The 19894-nt window shown below is 48.3% G+C and carries 18 protein-coding genes and 4 tRNA genes; 15 read left to right on the forward strand and 7 right to left on the reverse strand.

What is annotated here, in order from left to right:
• Positions 1–116 precede the first annotated feature (116 nt).
• Entirely contained in the window at positions 117–662 is a 546-nt protein-coding gene (locus XMA127_RS06950; RefSeq protein ID WP_173484008.1) for a DUF1415 domain-containing protein, read from the forward strand.
• A 297-nt stretch (positions 663–959) separates the two neighbouring features.
• Here the strand turns inward: XMA127_RS06950 and acnB are convergent, their stop codons facing one another.
• The gene (gene acnB / locus XMA127_RS06955; protein ID WP_173484007.1) at positions 960–3557 is read right to left on the reverse strand and encodes a bifunctional aconitate hydratase 2/2-methylisocitrate dehydratase; all 2598 of its coding nucleotides are present in this window, start codon (positions 3555–3557) and stop codon (positions 960–962) included.
• A 301-nt stretch (positions 3558–3858) separates the two neighbouring features.
• Here acnB and XMA127_RS06960 point away from each other — a divergent pair, with 301 nt between their 5' ends.
• A complete protein-coding gene (locus tag XMA127_RS06960; RefSeq protein WP_371731436.1) occupies positions 3859–4473 on the forward strand; it encodes a tRNA-(ms[2]io[6]A)-hydroxylase in 615 nt (204 codons plus the stop codon).
• On the opposite strand, the gene XMA127_RS06965 is transcribed toward XMA127_RS06960, so the two are convergent.
• Positions 4470–5210 carry a UDP-2,3-diacylglucosamine diphosphatase gene (locus tag XMA127_RS06965; protein ID WP_173484006.1) on the reverse strand — a complete coding sequence of 247 codons (741 nt, stop codon included), beginning with the start codon at positions 5208–5210 and terminating at the stop codon, positions 4470–4472. The two genes, XMA127_RS06960 and XMA127_RS06965, sit on opposite strands and share 4 nt — an antisense overlap.
• 2 nt (positions 5211–5212) lie before the next feature.
• A complete protein-coding gene (locus XMA127_RS06970; protein ID WP_173483688.1) occupies positions 5213–5707 on the reverse strand; it encodes a peptidylprolyl isomerase in 495 nt (164 codons plus the stop codon).
• A gap of 130 nt (positions 5708–5837) precedes the next feature.
• Here XMA127_RS06970 and XMA127_RS06975 point away from each other — a divergent pair, with 130 nt between their 5' ends.
• From XMA127_RS06975 to clpX, 10 genes are all read left to right on the forward strand, one after another.
• Positions 5838–7514, forward strand: coding sequence for a glutamine--tRNA ligase/YqeY domain fusion protein (locus XMA127_RS06975; RefSeq protein WP_173484005.1), 1677 nt, complete (start codon positions 5838–5840; stop codon positions 7512–7514).
• Positions 7515–8408, forward strand: coding sequence for a hypothetical protein (locus XMA127_RS06980; protein WP_173484004.1), 894 nt, complete (start codon positions 7515–7517; stop codon positions 8406–8408).
• A 12-nt stretch (positions 8409–8420) separates the two neighbouring features.
• Positions 8421–9806 carry a cysteine--tRNA ligase gene (gene cysS / locus XMA127_RS06985; RefSeq protein ID WP_173484003.1) on the forward strand — a complete coding sequence of 462 codons (1386 nt, stop codon included), beginning with the start codon at positions 8421–8423 and terminating at the stop codon, positions 9804–9806.
• Positions 9807–10227: 421 nt separating this feature from the next.
• A tRNA-Arg gene (locus tag XMA127_RS06990) sits at positions 10228–10304 on the forward strand.
• A 27-nt stretch (positions 10305–10331) separates the two neighbouring features.
• Positions 10332–10407: transfer RNA gene (locus XMA127_RS06995), tRNA-His, on the forward strand.
• 25 nt (positions 10408–10432) lie between these two features.
• Positions 10433–10517 (forward strand) — tRNA-Leu (locus XMA127_RS07000).
• A 54-nt stretch (positions 10518–10571) separates the two neighbouring features.
• Positions 10572–10656: transfer RNA gene (locus tag XMA127_RS07005), tRNA-Leu, on the forward strand.
• Between the two features lie 221 nt (positions 10657–10877).
• Complete coding sequence (gene tig, locus XMA127_RS07010; RefSeq protein ID WP_173484002.1) at positions 10878–12182, forward strand: trigger factor; 1305 nt, start codon at positions 10878–10880, stop codon at positions 12180–12182.
• 113 nt (positions 12183–12295) lie between these two features.
• The gene (locus tag XMA127_RS07015; protein WP_173483693.1) at positions 12296–12961 is read left to right on the forward strand and encodes an ATP-dependent Clp protease proteolytic subunit; all 666 of its coding nucleotides are present in this window, start codon (positions 12296–12298) and stop codon (positions 12959–12961) included.
• A gap of 19 nt (positions 12962–12980) precedes the next feature.
• Positions 12981–14252: an ATP-dependent Clp protease ATP-binding subunit ClpX gene (clpX, locus tag XMA127_RS07020; protein ID WP_173481014.1), complete on the forward strand. Its 1272-nt coding sequence runs from the start codon at positions 12981–12983 to the stop codon at positions 14250–14252.
• 146 nt (positions 14253–14398) lie between these two features.
• Here the strand turns inward: clpX and yaaA are convergent, their stop codons facing one another.
• A complete protein-coding gene (yaaA, locus tag XMA127_RS07025) occupies positions 14399–15175 on the reverse strand; it encodes a peroxide stress protein YaaA (protein ID WP_173484001.1) in 777 nt (258 codons plus the stop codon).
• A gap of 48 nt (positions 15176–15223) precedes the next feature.
• Positions 15224–15493: a hypothetical protein gene (locus tag XMA127_RS07030; RefSeq protein WP_173481012.1), complete on the reverse strand. Its 270-nt coding sequence runs from the start codon at positions 15491–15493 to the stop codon at positions 15224–15226.
• 136 nt (positions 15494–15629) lie between these two features.
• Between XMA127_RS07030 and XMA127_RS07035 the strand changes: the two genes are divergently transcribed.
• The 3 genes from XMA127_RS07035 (at position 15630) to XMA127_RS07045 (ending at position 18366) form a co-directional block, all read left to right on the forward strand.
• Positions 15630–16913 carry a tryptophan--tRNA ligase gene (locus XMA127_RS07035; RefSeq protein WP_173481011.1) on the forward strand — a complete coding sequence of 428 codons (1284 nt, stop codon included), beginning with the start codon at positions 15630–15632 and terminating at the stop codon, positions 16911–16913.
• An 80-nt stretch (positions 16914–16993) separates the two neighbouring features.
• Positions 16994–17899: a Dyp-type peroxidase gene (locus XMA127_RS07040; RefSeq protein WP_173481010.1), complete on the forward strand. Its 906-nt coding sequence runs from the start codon at positions 16994–16996 to the stop codon at positions 17897–17899.
• Positions 17899–18366: a tetratricopeptide repeat protein gene (locus XMA127_RS07045; RefSeq protein WP_173483999.1), complete on the forward strand. Its 468-nt coding sequence runs from the start codon at positions 17899–17901 to the stop codon at positions 18364–18366. The genes XMA127_RS07040 and XMA127_RS07045 overlap by 1 nt, the downstream gene beginning before the upstream one ends.
• Before the next feature lie 208 nt (positions 18367–18574).
• Here the strand turns inward: XMA127_RS07045 and kdsA are convergent, their stop codons facing one another.
• Together kdsA and XMA127_RS07055 are read right to left on the reverse strand one after the other, a co-directional pair.
• Entirely contained in the window at positions 18575–19426 is an 852-nt protein-coding gene (gene kdsA, locus XMA127_RS07050) for a 3-deoxy-8-phosphooctulonate synthase (protein ID WP_173483998.1), read from the reverse strand.
• A 191-nt stretch (positions 19427–19617) separates the two neighbouring features.
• The gene (locus XMA127_RS07055; RefSeq protein ID WP_173481007.1) at positions 19618–19824 is read right to left on the reverse strand and encodes a DUF2788 domain-containing protein; all 207 of its coding nucleotides are present in this window, start codon (positions 19822–19824) and stop codon (positions 19618–19620) included.
• Positions 19825–19894 lie beyond the last annotated feature (70 nt).

Here is a 19894-nt window from a genome sequence, read left to right on the forward strand (position 1 = left end):
TAATAAAAACGGTGAAAAAAACACTTTTTGGTCTTGACAGGGAGAGATCAAAATACTGTCTTACTTCGCCCTTGGGTATAATTAACTAACCACTAATTTTCGACGAGTATTGGTAAATGACTGATTTTGAAAATGAAGTAATCAAATCGACCCAGCATTGGGTGGATAAAATGGTCGTCGGGCTAAATCTCTGCCCCTTTGCCAAGAAAAGCATCGATCAAAATCAGTTACGCTATCTTGTCTACACCGGTGACGACATTGAGTCGATTACTCAGCTGCTGGTCGAAGAGCTAGAGCGACTAGTGAACGATAAGAGTATCGAAACGACCCTATTGATCCACCCCAACTTTACGAAAGACTTTGATGCCTACTTAGATTATCTGGCCGGTGTCGATGAACTGATCGACGCACTGGGTTATTCGGGCGTTTTCCAAGTGGCTGGCTTCCACCCAGATTATCAGTTTGACGGTGTCGCAGAGATCGACCCTGCAAACCATACCAATCGATCCCCTTATCCCATGATGCATCTGCTTCGCGAAGCGAGCGTCGCCTGGGCCGTCGAGACACACCCTGACATCGATTCGGTGCCGGAACGTAATGTGGAGCTGTTGCGGGAGATGGGAGAGAAGGGGATTCAAGAGTTGATCTCTGGAAAACGCTGATAGGGCGGATGTCAGGCTGAAGCCAGACACCGGAGAATTAACCAAGCTACGGAGTGACGGTGACTGGCTTTCAGCCTCTCATCCGCTATCTTAATTTCGCGGTTTGTCGCTGTGCGCCAATTCGCTCCTACAATTTCGCGGTTTGTCGCTGCGCGCCAATTCGCTCCTACAATTTAATGCTCCGTTTGTAGGAGCGAATTACCACGAAGTGGTAAACCGCGAAACAACCGCAGAGCGGTTCGTTATTAAACAAAAAAACCCGGCAAAAGCCGGGTTTTTTAAGCGTTAATCAACCGATTACGCTTGAACCGTTGGAATCACAGAAGAGGCTTTCTCTACGTAGTTTTCCATCTGATCGAAGTTTAGGTAACGGTAGATGTCACCTGCCATGCTGTCGATCTTCTGAGCGTAGCTCATGTACTCTTCAACCGTTGGCAGCTTGCCCTCTAGAGCAGCAACTGACGCTAGTTCAGCAGAGGCTAGGAAGACATCGGCGCCATCACCTAGACGGTTAGGGAAGTTACGAGTCGAAGTAGAGACTACAGTCGATTTCGCAGCAACACGTGCTTGGTTACCCATACAGAGTGAACATCCAGGCATCTCCATGCGAGCACCGGCTTTACCGAAGATGTTGTAGTAACCTTCGTCACTTAGCTGAGCCGCATCCATCTTCGTTGGTGGAGCGATCCACATACGCGTTGGGATAGAGGCACCTGATGCTTCAAGCAGTTTACCTGCAGCACGGAAGTGACCGATGTTAGTCATACAAGAACCGATGAATACTTCATCGATCTTCTCGCCCTGTACTGTTGAAAGTAGGCGAGCATCGTCTGGATCGTTTGGAGCACAAAGGATTGGCTCTTTGATGTCCGCTAGATCGATTTCGATGACACAAGCGTATTCTGCGTCAGAATCAGCACGCATTAGGCTTGGGTTAGCTAGCCACTCTTCCATGCCTTTGATACGACGTTCGATAGTACGCGCATCACCGTAGCCTTCAGCGATCATCCACTTAAGCATGACGATGTTCGACTTCAAGTATTCTGCGACTGAATCTTCACCTAGAGTGATAGTACAGCCTGCTGCAGAACGCTCTGCAGATGCGTCAGATAGTTCGAATGCCTGTTCAACTGTTAGCTCTTCAAGACCTTCGATCTCAAGAACGCGACCAGAGAAGATGTTCTTCTTACCCGCTTTAGCAACCGTTAGGTGACCCTCTTTGATTGCGTAGTAAGGGATCGCGTGTACAAGGTCACGTAGCGTGATGCCAGGGTTACGTTTGCCTTTGAAACGAACCAATACTGACTCAGGCATATCCAGAGGCATAACGCCTGTAGCCGCAGCGAATGCAACTAGACCAGAACCTGCAGGGAAAGAGATACCGAGTGGGAAACGAGTGTGCGAGTCGCCACCAGTACCCACAGTGTCAGGAAGAAGCATGCGGTTCAACCAAGAGTGGATAACACCGTCACCTGGGCGAAGCGATACACCGCCACGGTTCATGATGAAGTCAGGAAGCGTGTGGTGAGTGTTAACGTCTACTGGTTTAGGGTAAGCCGCTGTGTGACAGAATGACTGCATAGTAAGATCAGCAGAGAAACCAAGACAAGCAAGGTCTTTAAGCTCGTCACGCGTCATTGGGCCAGTGGTATCCTGTGAACCAACCGTTGTCATCTTAGGCTCGCAGTACATGCCTGGACGAACACCATCCATGCCGCATGCTTTACCAACCATCTTCTGAGCTAGGGTGTAACCTTTGCCAGAGTCAGCAGGCTGTTGTGGCTTACGGAACAGATCCGTTTGACCTAGACCTAGTGCTTCACGTGCCTTATCCGTTAGACCACGACCGATGATCAGTGGGATACGACCGCCTGCACGTACTTCGTCTAGAAGAACCTGAGTTTTTAGACCGAATTCACAGATCACTTCATCAGTGCCGTGCTTACATACTTTACCTTCGTATGGGTAAACGTCGATCACGTCGCCCATGTTTAGGTCGTCAACTGGCATCTCGATCGGTAGTGCGCCAGCATCTTCCATTGTGTTATAGAAGATAGGAGCGATTTTGCCGCCGAAACAGTAGCCGCCAGCACGTTTGTTAGGCACGTTCGGGATATCATCACCGAAGAACCATAGAACTGAGTTCGTTGCAGACTTACGTGAAGAGCCAGTACCAACAACGTCACCCACGTAAGCAACTGGGAAGCCTTTCGCTTTAACTTCTTCGATCTGAGCTAGAGGACCTTTAACACCAGGTTCTTCTGGGTTAATGCCTTCACGTTCCATCTTAAGCATCGCGTTAGCGTGCAGTGGAATGTCAGGGCGTGACCATGCATCTGGAGCAGGGGATAGGTCGTCAGTGTTTGTTTCGCCAGGTACTTTGAATACAGTCACTGTGATTTTTTCAGCAACTTCAGGCTTGCTAGTGAACCACTCAGCGTTAGCCCAAGACTCCATCACCTGTTTAGCTGATGCGTTACCGGCATCCATCTTCTCTTTAACGTCGTGGAACGCATCGAACATAAGAAGTGTGTGTGATAGGCCTTTAACAGCAGCAGGTGCTAGTTCAGCGTCATCTAGGCTCTTGATCATTGGCTCGATGTTGTAACCACCTAGCATTGTGCCAAGAAGTTCAACCGCAGCAACTTTGCTGATTAGAGGAGATGAAGCTTCACCGTTAGCGATCGCCGCCAAGAAACCTGCTTTCACATAAGCAGCTTGGTCAACACCGGCAGGAACACGGTTAGTTAAAAGGTCTAGAAGAAACTCTTCTTCGCCTGCTGGTGGGTTTTTAAGTAGCTCAACCAGTGCGCTGGTTTGATCAGCGTCTAGTGGCTTTGGCGGTACGCCTTCTGCGGCACGTTCTTCAACGTGTTTACTGTAAGCTTCAAGCACGATATGGCCCTCATTAATGGCTACACCTAACACCCTTGTGAGGCGAAAGGAGGATATCTTCCCGATATCAATGGTTATTAAAAAAACGCCGTTATTCTACAGGAGTCGCCATTCTCTGTTAATCACCCAAAGGCTAAAAGGCCTTTATACTTTGGGCTTGTAACCGGCTGTTTATAGAACCTTTTCTTATTGTTTTACAAAGAAAAAGTATATCGCTGCAGCGCAACATATCTAAGAGGGTACCGGACGGGTGCGCTGATCGTTATAATTAGCACCACCCAACGATTATATGGAGAGAGACGTGGACGCGTTAACCGAGATTCAAAGCTTTTTAGGATGCCAGACACCGGATCAGTGGATCCAAGTCGCCAAAGATCCTAAGCATCAATCTCTGCTACTGACCGACCACGCTCACTGTGAGAAGAAAGCGGCCTCTACGGCCATGACACTGATGTTTCGATACGTCGATCGTCCAGAACTTCTCAATAAGATGTCACGACTCGCTCGGGAGGAGTTGATCCATTTCGAACAGGTGTTGGGTCTGATGGACAGGCGTGGCTTTAAATATGGCAACCTATCTGCGTCGCGTTACGCCAGTGGTCTGCATGAGTTGGTTCGACGTGAAGAGCCGGGTCGATTGATCGATACGTTGATTGTCGGTGCGTTTATTGAGGCGCGCTCCTGTGAGCGCTTCGCTGCATTGGCCCCTTACCTTGATGAAGAGTTGGCTAAGTTCTATCGCTCACTGCTGCGCTCTGAGGGCCGTCACTATCAGGACTATCTAAAACTGGCTGAAGATTATGCGGGTGAGCCAATTACCGATCGGATTGAACTTTTCCGCCAGAGAGAGCAAGAGTTAGTGGAGTCAGAAGATGATCTGTTCCGCTTTCATTCGGGTAAGCCTACACTCAATTAAGTGAAATCTTCTGGGGGTTCAAACTTAGAGAGTGTGAACTCCTTTTTGTGACTCAGAAGATAATACCCGCTTGAGCTCCAGTCACCTAAAACAACCCTGGTAAGCGAATCATTACCATTGATATTGGTATGAATGCTGGGTCTGTGAGTGTGTCCGTGGATCAGTATCTGACACTCTTCTTTTGTAAGTAATTCTTCGCAAAATCCTACATTTACATCCATGATGTAATCTTCTTTGTTGCTATTTTGCTGTTGGCTTTCATCGCGAATTTGGCGTGCAATGGCGAGACGTTCCTCAATACTTTTCGCTAGAAAGCCTTGCTGCCAGTTTGGGTCTCTCACCTGGTTTCGAAAGGCCTGGTAGGCGGCATCATCAATGCAGAGTTCATCGCCGTGCATCAGTAGGGCGGTGCCGCGTTTGGGTAGCTCAATCTTGATCTGTTCAGGCAGTAGTTCGGCTGACAGTTTACTTGCACTTTTCTTGCCTAACAGGAAGTCACGGTTGCCGTGCATGAGATAGATGCTCGTACCCGTTCGGCTTAAGGCTTCGAAGTAGGGTTGAATCTCTTTGAGAACAGGGTCGGCAAAATCGTCACCAATCCAGGCTTCAAAAATATCACCCAGTAGGTAGAGTTCATCGCTAGAAGGCGCGATATGTGAGAGGAAGTAACGAAGCGCCCGAGTGATCTCGGGTCGCTCCGCTTGTAGGTGAAGGTCTGAAATGAATAGACGTTTCAAGATCAAGCCTGAACTTCAGCCTTCTCAATGATGACATCGTCAACCGGTACGTCTTGGTGACCCACTTTCATAGTAGTAGGTACCAGTTTGATTTTGTCGACTACCTCTTGGCCTTCAACAACTTTACCAAATACCGCGTAGCCCCAGCCTTGCGTGTTCTTGCCAGAGTGATCGAGGAAGGCGTTATCCGCAACGTTGATGAAGAACTGAGCAGAGGCTGAGTGTGGGTCCATCGTACGTGCCATTGCGACGGTGTACATCTCGTTGCTTAGACCGTTATCGGCTTCGTTCTCAATAGGTTCGCGAGTTTTTTTCTGATGCATACCTGGTTCAAAACCACCGCCTTGAATCATGAAGTTGCTGATGACACGGTGGAAAATCACACCGTCGTAAAAACCCTCTTTAACGTACTGTTCGAAGTTCGCCGCAGTTTTTGGAGCCTTGTCAAAATCGAGTTCAATTTTGATTTCGCCGAAGTTGGTCGTAAGAACGATCATCAGTTTTTCCCTTTAAGTTGAAATTTGTGCGAAGTATATCAGATCAAATAGGGGTTTCGCCCTGTATTGACGTGTTCGGATGGCATATAATTCCGCGCTTATTATTTTACAGTCACGTCAAAGTTGAATTATGAGTAAAAACGAAGCGGTTACCGTTACCAATTTCATTCATCAGATCGTTGAAAAGGATCTAGAGCAGGGCACGCATCAGGGTAAGGTTGTTACCCGTTTTCCACCAGAGCCCAATGGTTTTCTTCACATTGGTCATGCTAAATCGATCTGTCTGAACTTTGGTACGGCTGAGAAGTACCAAGGTGTCTGTAATCTTCGTTTTGATGACACCAACCCAGAGAAAGAGTCACAAGAGTACATCGATGCAATCACGCGCGATGTTGAGTGGTTGGGTTACAAGTGGAATGGTGACATCCGCTACACCTCAAACTACTTTGATCAACTCTATGCGTGGGCGGTTCACTTGATTCAAGAGGGCAAAGCCTTTGTCTGCGAGCTGAATGGCGAAGAGATGCGTCAGTACCGCGGTAATTTGACCGAGCCGGGCAAAAACAGCCCGTTCCGTGATCGCTCACCTGAAGAGAACCTAGCGCTGTTTGAAAAGATGCGTGACGGTGCCTTCGAAGAGGGTGAAGCGGCGTTGCGTGCCAAGATTGATATGGCATCGCCTAACATGAACATGCGTGATCCAGTTATCTACCGTATCCGCAAAGCACATCATCACCAGACGGGTGATAAGTGGTGTATCTATCCGAGCTACGACTTCGCACATGGTCAATCGGATGCGATAGAGGAGATAACACACTCGATCTGTACGCTCGAGTTTGAAGATCACCGTCCACTCTACGACTGGTTTGTTGCCAATCTGCCAGTACCGGCTACACCACGTCAGTATGAATTTGCACGTCTCAATCTGAACTACACCATCACCTCTAAGCGCAAGCTGAAACAGCTTGTCGATGAGCAGCACGTAACAGGCTGGGATGATCCGCGTATGCCAACCATCTCTGGTTTGCGTCGTCGCGGTTACACACCCGATTCAATTCGTAACTTCTGTGACATGATCGGCGTGACGCGCTCTAACTCAACAGTCGATATGGGTATGCTGGAAGCGGCTATTCGTGAAGATCTGGACGCTAAATCGCCACGTGCTATGTGTGTGACTGATCCTATCAAACTGACCATTACCAACTACGAAGAGGGTAAAGAGGAGTGGTTTGAGGTGCCTGTTCACCCTAAAAATGAGTCGATGGGCGTACGTCGTATTCCGTTTACTAAGAACCTTCTAATTGAGCGCGAAGATTTTGCGATGGAAGCGCCTAAGAAGTGGAAACGTTTGGCACCAGGGTTTGCCGTACGTCTGCGTGGCGCTTTCTGTGTCACCTGTGAAGAGGTGGTCACTAATGAGCAGGGTGAAGTAACCGAATTATTAGTGACCTATGATCCGGCGACTAAAGGTGAAAACCCAATCGACTACAAACCCAAGGGTGTCATTCATTGGGTCAGTGCAGACAACTCAATTCCTTGTGAAGTGCGTCTCTACGATCGACTATTTACTGAAGCGAATCCAGATGGGGATAAAGAGCGCGATTTCTTGGAGTTCATCAATCCAGAGTCTCTATCGGTATTCCCCAATGCACGTGTAGAGGTTGGTATGGCTAATGCGGCAATCGAGAGCCGTTATCAGTTTGAGCGACAGGGTTTCTTTGCGGTTGATCCAGACAGTAACTCAGATCGCTTAGTCTTTAACCGCACTGTGGGTCTTCGTGACTCTTGGGCGAAAATGGCGAAATAGATGCGCTGGATCTCTCTGGCTCTTCCACTGCTGATCTTGATCGGTTGTTCATCGTCACCGGTGAATCGAGCGCAGTGGTCAGAGCTGAGATTGATGCCAACATCGATTCGCTCCTTAGGCGAAAATTTGCCAGAAGGCTCTGGTTTGGCGCTTCACAATCAGACCCTGTGGTCCATTAATGATGGCGGTAATGATCCTTTCCTTTATGGGTTTGATTTAACGGATGACTCAGCCACAAAGGTGGAAAAGGTTACCCTAAGGAATGCGGCTAATCTTGATTGGGAGTCACTGATTACCACCAGTGAGGCGCTGGTCATTGCTGATTGCGGTAATAATCGCGGTGATCGTATCTGGTTTCAGTTCCACTCAATCAGTTGGGACCAGCTAGACGAAAGCCAAGGCTTGGTAGATGCCAATACCATTAATGTGAAATTGGCTGATGTCACGCCAGCAGTCGAGCGCCAAGACCACAATCGTGACTGTGAAGCAGTGACAGAGGTAGACGGTAACTACTGGCTCTTTACTAAGAATTGGCGAGATCATAAGAGTCGGCTCTATATAGTCGATCCAAACTCTGATCAACAGTCGGTAAGGTCACAACAGAGCTTTAATGTGGCCGGTTTAATTACCGGAGCTGATTATGACGCAAAGAGTCGTCGTCTAGCGCTTATAGGTTATGGCAGTGGCTTTGCCGTCACCCAGCCCTTTGTCTGGATAGTTCCAGTGGATCAGGGGCAGGCACAGTTTGATCAGGCGGTGCGCTACTCACTGGCGAAGATGGGGCAGTGGGAAGCGATTCACTGGTACCAAGGTCATTTATTGATTTCACGCGAAACCAGTCCGCTGGGTGGCGCGTTGTTGGCAGAGGTTAAGCTGCCAACTCAAATGCATTAATACGGATAGAGTATGTTTCAACTATACAACACACTTTCAAAATCAAAGCAGCCCTTCACCCCGATTGAAGCGGGTAAAATCCGCATGTATGTCTGCGGGGTGACCGTCTACGATCTGTGTCATATAGGTCATGCGCGAGTAATGGTCTCGTTTGATGTGATCACTCGTTACCTACGGGCGCGTGGTTGGGATGTTGAGTATGTTCGAAACATCACCGATGTCGATGACAAGATTCTAAAGCGCGCAGCTGAGAACGGTGAGACTCCTGATCAGCTGACTCAGCGTATGATCGCGGCGATGCATGAAGATGAGGCTTCGCTAAGCGTACTGCGTCCTGATCAAGAGCCGCGTGCAACCCATCACATTCAAGACATTATCGACATGGTCCAAGCCCTTATCGACAAAGGTTTTGCCTATGCAGCGGCCAACGGTGATGTCTACTACCGGGTTGAGAAGTTTGAGACATATGGACGCCTAACCAATAAGGTGATTGACGAGCTTCGTTCAGGTGCTCGTGTCGAGGTTGAGGCAGCAAAAGAGAGTCCACTCGACTTTGTACTTTGGAAAGCGGCTAAACCAGGTGAGACCAGTTGGGAATCGCCTTGGGGAGCTGGCCGTCCAGGTTGGCACATTGAGTGTTCAGCCATGTCTAAATGCTGTCTAGGTGAAACCTTTGATATTCACGGTGGCGGACCTGATCTTCCCTTCCCGCACCATGAAAATGAGATTGCTCAGTCGGAAGCTGCTAATGGCAAGACCTATGTAAACTATTGGATGCATGCTGGCCCTGTGCGAGTGAACAAAGAGAAGATGTCCAAGTCGTTGGGTAACTTCTTTACGATTCGTGAAGTGCTTAAAGAGCATAATCCAGAGGTGGTTCGCTACTTCTTATCGAGTGTGCATTACCGCTCTTCGATCGATTACTCGCTGGATAGCCTTAAAGAGGCCCGTTCGGCACTGGATCGTTTCTATCAAGCACTCGACGGGGTAGAGATACCTGAAGTCGAGATCGCCTCAAACGACTACAGCGATCGATTCTTTGCCGCGATGGATGATGACTTTAATACCCCAATGGCGTTTGCCGTGCTGTTTGAGATGGCCAGTGAGCTAAACCGCCTGAAAGGTAAAGATGAGGCAGCGGCTTCACAATTGGCAGGTCAGATTAAGGCGCTTGCCGGAGTTGTCGGTCTATTGCAGCAAAACCCTAAAGATTTTCTACAGCAGGGCGGTGCCGGAGAGATCAGTGGCGATGAAGTGGAAGCGTTGATCGTTGAGCGTAAAGAGGCGAGAGCGAACAAAGACTTTGCCCGCTCTGATGAAATTCGTGATCAGTTGGCTGCTGCGGGTGTGATTCTTAAGGATGGTCCAGAGGGTACGACCTGGTATCGGGAAGGGTAAACGTACAAACCGCTTGAGCGATTTGATCGCGGTCTGCCTTAGAGGCAGAGCGCACCTACAGTAAGACTTCGCAACGCTCTTTTTGCTTAGCTCGACTGTAGGAGCGAATTGGCGCGAAGCGACAAACCGCGAACGTAATTCTCCGGTGACAGGCTGAAAGCCAGTCACCGCCACTCCGTAGCTTGGTTAATTCTCCGGTGACAGGTCTTCAGCCTGTCATCCGCCACCTCACCGTCTTCCAGAAACCCCAGCTAAAGCACCGAAATCCCCGGTTTCTGATCAACTATTAATCAAAACGAAAAAAAATCTTTAAAAAAGTAAAACAGGGTATTGACCACCTGCAGGTCAGGTCGTAGGATACGCACCTCCTCGCAGATGACGACTTCCATCCAGTCACTTGTGAGGTCGGGCAGCACGTTAGGCGCCCATAGCTCAATTGGATAGAGCAACGGCCTTCTAAGCCGTAGGTTGCAGGTTCGAGCCCTGCTGGGCGCGCCAAGCAACCTGTCCAGATGTACCACAATGGTGGGTGTAGCTCAGTTGGTAGAGCCCCGGATTGTGATTCCGGTGGTCGTGGGTTCGAGCCCCATCATCCACCCCAATTTTTGGGTACATCATAAAAGTATGCGGTCGTGGTGGAATTGGTAGACACGCCAGATTTAGGTTCTGGTGCCGCAAGGTGTGAGAGTTCGAGTCTCTCCGACCGCACCATACTTTTATAACGAGCAACACTATTCGGCTCAGCCGAATCGCAACAATCCAGATGCGGTCGTGGTGGAATTGGTAGACACGCCAGATTTAGGTTCTGGTGCCGCAAGGTGTGAGAGTTCGAGTCTCTCCGACCGCACCATCTGGAAACACCCCTTAGAAGTTCCCTCTTTTTTATCGCTCACATTATCAAGCTCATCTTCGTTTTCTAAACCTTGTAACTTTTTCAGTTCTGTTGGCATGTTTACTTGACTAATGGGCTCAGTTACCGGAAAATTTCGCGCTTGATTTTAATGACTCGGACTGCGTCATTTTTGATGACAGAAGAGTTTGACACTCTCAAAAGAATTAATGAGGAATTCCATGCAAGTTTCTGTAGAGACTACTTCAGGCCTTCAGCGCCAACTAACCGTGACTGTTCCGGCCGAACGTATCGATACTGACGTTGAGAAGCAGGTTGTACAGCAGGCTCGCACTCGCCGTATGGACGGTTTCCGTCCAGGTAAAGTACCTGCAAAAGTAATTAAGCGTATGTACGGTGACGCGATTCGTTACGAAGTACTAAACCGCGTCGTACAAGAGACTTTCTACGAAGCTGTTCAGCAGGAATCACTAATGCCAGCAGGCGCTCCTTCTATCGAGTTCAAAACCGATAAAGAAGGTGAAGACTTTGCATACATTGCGACATTCGACGTTTACCCAGAGATCGAACTAAAAGATCTAGCGGGCGTTGAAGTTGAGAAAGCAACAGCATCGATCAAAGCGGCTGACGTTAAGAACATGATCGACACACTTCGCAAGCAGCAGAGCACGTTTAAAGCGACTCGCGGCATGGTTAAAGAAGGCTTCCAAGTTAACATCGACTTTGAAGGTTTCGTAGATGGCGAAGCGTTCGAAGGCGGTAAAGCAGAAGGTCAAGACCTAGTAATCGGTTCTGGTAGCATGATCCCTGGTTTCGAAGATGGCATCATCGGTAAGAAGAAAGGCGAAGAGTTCGACGTAGAAGTCACTTTCCCTGAAGAGTACCAGTCTGAAGCGCTAGCGGGTAAAGCTGCAACCTTCAAGATGAAGCTTAACGAAGTGTCTAAACCAGAACTTCCTGAGCTAAACGAAGAGTTCTTCGCTAAGTTCGGTGTCTCTTCTGCAGACGAAGCTGAATTCAAAGCGGAAGTTGAAAAGAACATGGCTCGTGAAATGAACCACGCGCTTAAAACTAAGACTAAAACCGCTGTATTCGATGCACTGATCGCTCAGAACGAAATCGAAGCACCAGCTGCAATGATCGATGATGAAGTGAACGTACTTCGTCAGCAAGCGGTTCAGCAGTTTGGTGGCCAGGCTCAAATCGATCCAAACACTCTACCTAAAGAGCTGTTCGAAGAGCAGGCAATCCGTCGCGTTAAGATCGGTCTTCTAGTACAAGAGGTGATCAAAGCGGGTAACCTTGAAGCGACTGACGAGCGTGTTGATGCGATTCTTGCGGATATCGCAGAGAGCTACGACGATGCTGATGAAGTGATCAGCTACTACAAAGGCAACGAACAGATGCTAAATCAGATCCGTAGCCTTGCTCTAGAAGACGAAGTTGTTGACCACCTTCTTGCATCTGCTAAGGTGAAGGAAGTTAAAGTCAGCTACGAAGAAGCTCTTAAGCCGGCTCAGCAGTAATTATTGTTGAGTAATGGATCTAAACCTCGTTTAGATCCTTATAAAAAACGGCAGTTAGCGAAAGCTGGCTGTCGTTTTTTGGTTATTAGTGCCGTGAATAAGGAAAACTATTGATGTCAGATATCTACTCAGGCCGCCCATTTGATGTAACAGACAGTGGCTTGGTGCCAATGGTTGTCGAGCAGAGTTCCCGTGGTGAGCGCGCTTACGATATTTACTCTCGCCTATTAAAAGAGCGAGTAATCTTTATGGTCGGTCCTGTCGAAGATCACATGGCGAACCTGATCGTTGCACAGATGCTCTTTTTGGAAGCGGAAAATCCAGAAAAAGACATCCACCTGTACATCAACTCACCTGGTGGATCGGTCACTGCCGGTATGGCGATCTACGATACCATGCAGTTCATCAAACCGGATGTCAGCACCATGGTATTGGGTCAAGCGGCTAGCATGGGCTCATTCCTTGCGATGGCCGGCGCCAAAGGTAAGCGCTTCTTACTACCTGAATCACGTACAATGATTCACCGTGTCAGCTCAGGTACGCCTGGTACACGTGGCTCTGTACATGTACAAGAGCTTGAATTTGAAGATGCTCGTCGCCACATGGAAGAGGCTAAGCGCCTTAACGATCGTCTGACCGAGATCTACGCTGAACGTAACACAGCGGGTAAGTCGTACGAAGAGTTGTACGAAATCATGAAACACGACACCTTCCTATCAGCCGAACAGGCGGTGGAATTTGGTCTAGCTGACAAAGTGCTTAGCAGCCGAGAAGGCTAATCTTTTTAGAGGAATTAACATGTCTGAAGAGAACAACGATCAGAACGACAGCAAGCTATTTTGTTCATTCTGTGGCAAAAGCCAGGATGAAGTACGCAAGCTGATTGCTGGTCCTTCAGTCTTCATCTGTGATGAGTGTGTCGATCTGTGTAACGACATCATCACCGAGGAGATGGCGGAGATCGAAGAGTCACAGGATGACGAAACGCTCCCTACGCCGAGTCAGATTAAAGACAATCTTGATGAGTATGTGATCGGTCAAGAGCGTGCCAAGAAAGTGTTGGCGGTAGCGGTTTATAACCACTACAAACGCCTACGTGCTACGGGTAAAAACAGTGACGTTGAGCTGAGTAAGTCCAATATACTTCTGATCGGCCCAACGGGTAGCGGTAAGACCCTGTTGGCGCAGACGCTAGCGCGCATGTTGAATGTGCCTTTCACTATGGCTGACGCGACGACGCTGACTGAAGCGGGTTACGTCGGTGAAGACGTTGAGAACATTGTTCAGAAGTTGCTGCAGAAATGTGACTACGATGTAGAGAAAGCACAACAGGGCATTATCTACATTGATGAGATCGATAAGATCTCACGTAAGTCCGACAACCCATCGATCACGCGTGACGTATCGGGTGAGGGTGTACAGCAGGCACTTCTAAAACTGATTGAGGGTACCGTTGCCTCTGTACCGCCACAGGGTGGTCGCAAACACCCTCAGCAGGAGTTTTTACAGGTTGATACCTCTAACATCCTGTTTATCGTCGGTGGTGCCTTTGCTGGGCTAGAGAAGATCATTGCCGATCGCAGTGAGCGAAGCTCAATCGGCTTCAGTGCTACTGTTCGTAGTAAAGATGACGAGAAGGGTGTCGATCGTATTCATGACGTCGAAGCAGAAGATCTAGTTAAGTTTGGTCTGATTCCAGAGTTCATTGGTCGTCTACCGATGATCGCGACGCTCTCTGAATTGGATCAAGAGGCATTGATTCAGATTTTGACTGAGCCTAAAAACAGCCTGACTAAGCAGTATCAAGCGCTGTTTGAGATGGAAGGTGCTGATCTAGAGTTCCGTGAAGATGCACTGTTCGCAGTGGCTGAGTTGGCGCTTGAGCGTAAAACCGGTGCACGTGGTCTGCGTTCAATCCTAGAGTCTAAACTGCTCGAGATCATGTACGAACTACCGTCTCTAGAGGGTGTATCGAAAGTGGTGATCGATCAGGGTGTGATTAAAGATAAGAATGATCCGATCCTGATGTACGAGACACAACAGCTCGATAAAGCGTCACCGGACGCTTGATCTAAGCAATAAAAAAGACCGCCTATTGGCGGTCTTTTTTTACTCCGTGTTAGGTGACTGGCTTCAGCCTGTCACCCGCTTTCGAACTAAATTGTAGAGGCGGATCAGGCGGATGACAGGCTAAAGCCAGTCACCAAGTTGTTCCGTTACTCCGCATGATCCCGCGTAAACACCCAATTATCTCCTTCACTCATCGACGCATTAAATGCATAACCCTCTAGATCAAACTGTTTCAGATCCTCTGGATTCTCAATGCGGTTCTTGATGGCGTAGCGGGTCATCAGACCTCGAGCCTTTTTCGCGTAAAAACTGATGATCTTGTATTGACCGTTTTTTAGGTCTTTAAACTCAGGGCTGATAAGGCGAGCATTAAGTGCTTTAGCTTGCACCGACTTGAAGTACTCGTTCGACGCAAGATTCACAACGACCGGTGTTTTATCACTGGCTAACTCGTCATTGAGGCGATCGGTAATTGTTGAGCCCCAGTAGCTGTAGAGGTTTTTGCCGGCATCGTTTTGAAGTTTTGTGCCCATCTCTAAGCGGTAGGGCTGCATCAGATCCATCGGTTTTAGGAGACCATAGAGGCCGGACAGAATTCTTAGGTGGTTCTGTGCAAATTGGTAGTCCGCTTCGTCGAACGAATCAGCATCCAAGCCGGTATAGACATCGCCTTTAAAGGCTAACATCGCCTGTTTAGCATTCGTCTCATTATGCTCTTTCACCCAGCTTTGGTAACGCGCTATGTTCAAAGAGGCCAGTTTGTCGCTGAGCTTCATCAGTTCAGCGATATCTTGCGGCGCATATTCACGCAAGTTGTTGATCAGCGTTTCAGCTCGGTCGGTAAACTCCGGCTCACTTTTCAGTTGGGTGCTGGCCGGTGTTTCATAATCGAGAGTCTTAGCAGGTGATATCAGTAGTAGCATGGATACAGTCTTCAGATAATGTACTTGAAATAGAGGGTTTGATAGCTGTTACGCGAAGCGTTTTATCCAGATCAATCTCGCAAGGGTGGCAATTGTAGATCCAAGAACCACCATCCCTGAGGTGAGTAGGGGGTTGCTAAGGCTCAATAACTTGATGGCGGCCCCAGAGAACAGGAAGCCAACAAATAGACAGAGCAGAGCCATCAACAGTGCGTGTACGATAGTCGCTGCTTGGTATCGGTCTAAACGAATGATAAAGACTAGAGCAGGCACTACAAAGCCTAGCAGAGTGATGTAGGACGGAAGTTGGCTATCCATCAAAAGATTCCTTAAATTAACAGTTCCTAAATTAAACCTTCATTAACCGGTAAGTGCAAATGGATTGGGGTGGGCGTTACAGCCACAACTGTGTAGAATCTGCACCTTAATTTTCACACAGACTCTTGAGTGTTCCATGAGCAATACACGCGTTTTAACAGGTATCACAACCACCGGTACTCCGCACATTGGTAACTACCTTGGTGCGATTAAACCTGCGATTGAAGCGACCCTTAATCCAAACACCAATTCGTTCTTCTTTTTGGCGGATTACCATGCACTGATCAAATGTCACGATCCGGAACGCGTGGCGCAATCAACACGCGAAATTGCGGCGACTTGGTTGGCACTTGGGTTGGATACCGACAAAGCGACCTTCTATCGTCAGACCGATATACCAGAAATTCCAGAACTCACTTGGATTCTTACCTGTATGTGCTCTAAGGGTTTGATGAACCGTGCTCACGCTTACAAAGCCTCAGTCGATGCTAACCGTGATGCTGGGTCAGAGGATCTGGACGATGGCATCACCATGGGCCTGTTTAGCTACCCCATTCTAATGGCGGCAGACATTCTGATGTTCAACGCGCATAAGATTCCGGTGGGTAAAGATCAGATTCAACACATCGAAATGGCGCGTGATATCGCTGGTAAGTTCAACCATACCTATGAAGAGTTGTTCGCACTTCCAGAAGCTCAGGTGGATGAGGAGACTCAACTGATCCCCGGTTTGGATGGTCGTAAGATGTCGAAGAGTTACGACAATACGATTCCTCTGTTTGCGCCAACTGATCAGCTACGCAAGCTCATCAATCAGATTAAAACCGACCTGCGTGAGCCCGGTGAGCCAAAGGATGCCGATAACAGCACCATCTTCCAACTCTACAATCTGTTCGCCAATAAGGACGAAAGTGCAACAATGCGATCAGCGTTTGAAAATGGCATCGCTTGGGGTGAAGCAAAGCGAGAGCTGTTTGAGTTTCTGGATGCCAAATTGTCAGCGCCACGTGCACGTTACAATGAACTGATGAACAATCTTGATGCCGTTGAAGCTGAGCTTCATAAAGGCGCTGAAAAAGCACGTGCAGAAGCGGCTCCACTGCTTGAAAAGGTTCGTATCGCGGCCGGTATTCGTCCGTTGACCTATGTAGCACCTAAGGCTGAAAAGCAGAAAGCCAAGCAGAAAGAGCTTACAGCAGAAGAGTTAGCGCGCATTGAAGAGGGGCGCCGTCGTGCCATTCTCCGTGGTGCACAGCCTCTATTGGATCAGGTAGCCAATGCAGAATATCCTGCCGCAGAAGCTAAAGCGATTGTTGCAGCGAAAACAGAAGAGGTTGCAGGCCTTAAGAAAAAAGCGAAGCAGAAAGCTGAAAACGAGCTCGAAGCGCTTAAAGCTGAGTGGGCGTCGCTACTCAATTAATCAAAAATTGATTTAGTCGCTTGATCTATCTGAGTCGGCGCTTTTAAATGAAAGGATCTAATTGAATAGGTCCTTTTTTTATGTCCACTCCACAGCCCGGTATTATTGCTGAGTCTAGTCAACATGCCATTTATTTAAGTTATAACGTTAAGCGTAATAGCGAAGCTCTTAGCTCAGTTAAGGCCTTTTTAAAAAATGTTCCGGTGATTCAATCTCGTTTGGATTCATTGGGTAATGGTGCTTTTTTGACCGTCGCAGTAGGTTCTGTTTATTGGCATCAAATATCGACCACTCAACCAGCAGAGCTGACCGCTTTTCCTGCATTGGAAAACGGCATTCGGGTGGCACCTTCAACACCCACTGATCTATATGTTTCTATTCGTTCAGATTCTGTTGATATCAATATGGATTTAATGGCTGAGGTTCAAAATACGTTGGGCTCTAACGTAACGTTGATCGAGGAGATTCGTGGTTTTAGATATCATGATATGCGAGATCTTACCGGATTTGTCGATGGCACTGAAAATCCAGAAGGGGATCATCGAGCCGAAGTGGCACTGGTGGCTGAAGGTGAATTTGCCGGAGGTTCCTACCTGCATGTTCAGAGATATGAACATGATCTCGAATCGTGGGGAAGTTTACCTGTTTCTGAGCAAGAGAAGACCTACGGTCGCACAAAGCAAGATAATGTTGAGTTTGCCAGTGCTGATAAATCACCACACGCTCACACTAAACGCACCTCACTAAAAGATGAGAATGGACAGTCTATCGAGATACTGCGTCACTCTATGCCGTATGGGGATGCACATCGTAAAGGGCTTGTCTTTATCTCTTTTGGAGCCTCCCCAGTTCCCTTCACAAAAATGCTCACCTCGATGGTAATGGGGGATGAACATGGAGATGCCGACAACCTTTTGCTTTTCACGCGCGCGGTCACTGGAAGTGCCTATTTCGCACCGTCTATTAACTGGCTGGAGCAACTTTAATGACAATGCTAGGAGATCTTGCGGCTTGGAGTGCCTACGCCATATTTAGAAGCCCATTCGCACGTCGCTCTAAATGGATTCACGATAAGACGATGAAGCTCTTCAGGGTAGGGGCCCAACGCGGTAGCGTCAAAGCGCTCTCTACTTATGGGTTTCTTCTGCACTTTCGCGGTGCCGATGCTGCCAGCAAAGAGCAGGGGGCTTTGTATATTCAGGCTGCTGCTGAGCGCGGTGATGCAAAGTCACAATACCAAATGGCTAAGCTCTATGAGTCTGGGTATCCGCCAGTGATTTTCAAATTGGCTGATAAAGCCTATGAACACTACAAAGCTGCGGCGGAACAGGGCCACCCAGTTGCCATTCAGCGAATGGTGGATATCTACACCAAGGGCGAGCTGGGTAGGGAGATTGATTTAGAGAGAGCTCAGCAGTGGGAAGCGAAGCTTGGGCAAAATGCCGGGGTTTGACAGCAGTGACTGGCTTTCAGCCTGTCAGCTGCTTTCGAATTACATTGTAGATTCTGGAAGATGCTGATAAAGCGGATGACAGGCTGAAAGCCAGTCACCGGCACTCTGTAGGAGCGAATTTGAACGAAGTGAAAAACCGCGAATGGACGAACCCGCCAAATTAATTGTTCACGGTTTGCCTTCGGCAATTCGTTCCTACAGGATCGCGTTACTCCGCCGACGTATCCAACGCGGGGAAGGACTTAACCAACTCATCCACCGCTTTCATCTGTGCTAGGTAAGGCTCTAGCTTGGATAGCGGCAGGGCGCATGGGCCGTCGCACTTCGCAACATTTGGATTAGGGTGTGCTTCCAAGAATAGGCCGGCAATACCCTGTGAAAGACCCGCGCGTGACAGCTGTGCTACCAGTGCACGACGTCCATCGGCTGAATCCGAACGACCACCTGGCATCTGCAGTGCATGGGTAGCATCGAAGATAACTGGGTAACCAAACTCTTTCATGATGCTAAAGCCAAGCATATCGACCACTAGGTTGTTGTAACCAAAGGCGCTGCCGCGCTCACACAGAATCAGTTGGTCGTTACCGGCCTCTTCACACTTGGTTAAGATGTGCTTCATCTCATGAGGAGCTAAAAACTGTGCTTTCTTGATGTTAATCACCGCACCGGTTTTCGCCATAGCGACCACAAGATCAGTCTGGCGAGAGAGGAATGCAGGTAGCTGAATCACATCACAAACTTCAGCGGCAGGCTGACACTGGAAGGGTTCGTGCACGTCGGTAATAACAGGTACCTTAAAGGTCGATTTAACCTCTTGAAGGATCTTCAAACCCTCATCCAAGCCAGGGCCACGGAAAGAGTTGATAGAGGAACGGTTTGCCTTATCAAAGCTCGCTTTGAAAACATAAGGAATGTTCAGCTTGTTCGTCACTTCAACGTACTGCTCAGCAATGGTCATTGCTAAATCACGCGATTCCAATACGTTCATACCACCAAAAAGCACCATCGGCTTATCGTTATTCACATCGATTTGACCGACTTTGATACTGCGCTGTTCCATTGTTGTTCCTTCTGAAAATGATTCCGCGATTATAAAGTAACTAGCCGGTATATTGTAGAAGGTAACTACTTTAGCAACGGTGACTGGCTTTCAGCCTGTCATCCGCTTTCGAATTACATTCAATCTTCTGGAAAACGCTGATAAAGCAGATGACAGGCTAAAGCCAGTCACTGGTGAATCCGGCAATTGCTTTAAATCGAGCCGCCGATAAACTCAACGATGATCGATTTTGCTAAAAAGGCAGCAAGGCCTAGGCCGAGTGCAAAGAAAAGAATAAAAGTACCGAATTTGCCGGCGTTCGATTTTTTAGCAAGATCGTAGATGATAAAGAAGATGAAGAGAGCGAAGACGGTGACACCGACGTTAAACATGATCGCTTCCATTTCGGCTAAACGCATAGTTCTCTCCTCTCAATTTGAGCGCGCATCATAGCAAATAGAGAAGAATTAACACCCTGTAAAAGGTAGG

The organism is Marinobacterium sp. xm-a-127 (assembly GCF_013283425.1).
Classification (GTDB): Bacteria; Pseudomonadota; Gammaproteobacteria; order Pseudomonadales; family Balneatricaceae; genus Marinobacterium_E.

Coding starts and splice junctions, on each gene's coding strand:
- XMA127_RS06950 (WP_173484008.1), top strand. CDS start 117: ATGACTGATTTTGAAAATGAAGTAATCAAATCGACCCAGCATTGGGTG.
- XMA127_RS06970 (WP_173483688.1), bottom strand. CDS start 5,707: ATGATCGTTCTTACGACCAACTTCGGCGAAATCAAAATTGAACTCGAT.
- XMA127_RS06975 (WP_173484005.1), top strand. CDS start 5,838: ATGAGTAAAAACGAAGCGGTTACCGTTACCAATTTCATTCATCAGATC.
- XMA127_RS06980 (WP_173484004.1), top strand. CDS start 7,515: ATGCGCTGGATCTCTCTGGCTCTTCCACTGCTGATCTTGATCGGTTGT.
- cysS (WP_173484003.1), top strand. CDS start 8,421: ATGTTTCAACTATACAACACACTTTCAAAATCAAAGCAGCCCTTCACC.
- tig (WP_173484002.1), top strand. CDS start 10,878: ATGCAAGTTTCTGTAGAGACTACTTCAGGCCTTCAGCGCCAACTAACC.
- XMA127_RS07015 (WP_173483693.1), top strand. CDS start 12,296: ATGTCAGATATCTACTCAGGCCGCCCATTTGATGTAACAGACAGTGGC.
- clpX (WP_173481014.1), top strand. CDS start 12,981: ATGTCTGAAGAGAACAACGATCAGAACGACAGCAAGCTATTTTGTTCA.
- yaaA (WP_173484001.1), bottom strand. CDS start 15,175: ATGCTACTACTGATATCACCTGCTAAGACTCTCGATTATGAAACACCG.
- XMA127_RS07030 (WP_173481012.1), bottom strand. CDS start 15,493: ATGGATAGCCAACTTCCGTCCTACATCACTCTGCTAGGCTTTGTAGTG.
- XMA127_RS07035 (WP_173481011.1), top strand. CDS start 15,630: ATGAGCAATACACGCGTTTTAACAGGTATCACAACCACCGGTACTCCG.
- XMA127_RS07040 (WP_173481010.1), top strand. CDS start 16,994: ATGTCCACTCCACAGCCCGGTATTATTGCTGAGTCTAGTCAACATGCC.
- XMA127_RS07045 (WP_173483999.1), top strand. CDS start 17,899: ATGACAATGCTAGGAGATCTTGCGGCTTGGAGTGCCTACGCCATATTT.
- kdsA (WP_173483998.1), bottom strand. CDS start 19,426: ATGGAACAGCGCAGTATCAAAGTCGGTCAAATCGATGTGAATAACGAT.
- XMA127_RS07055 (WP_173481007.1), bottom strand. CDS start 19,824: ATGCGTTTAGCCGAAATGGAAGCGATCATGTTTAACGTCGGTGTCACC.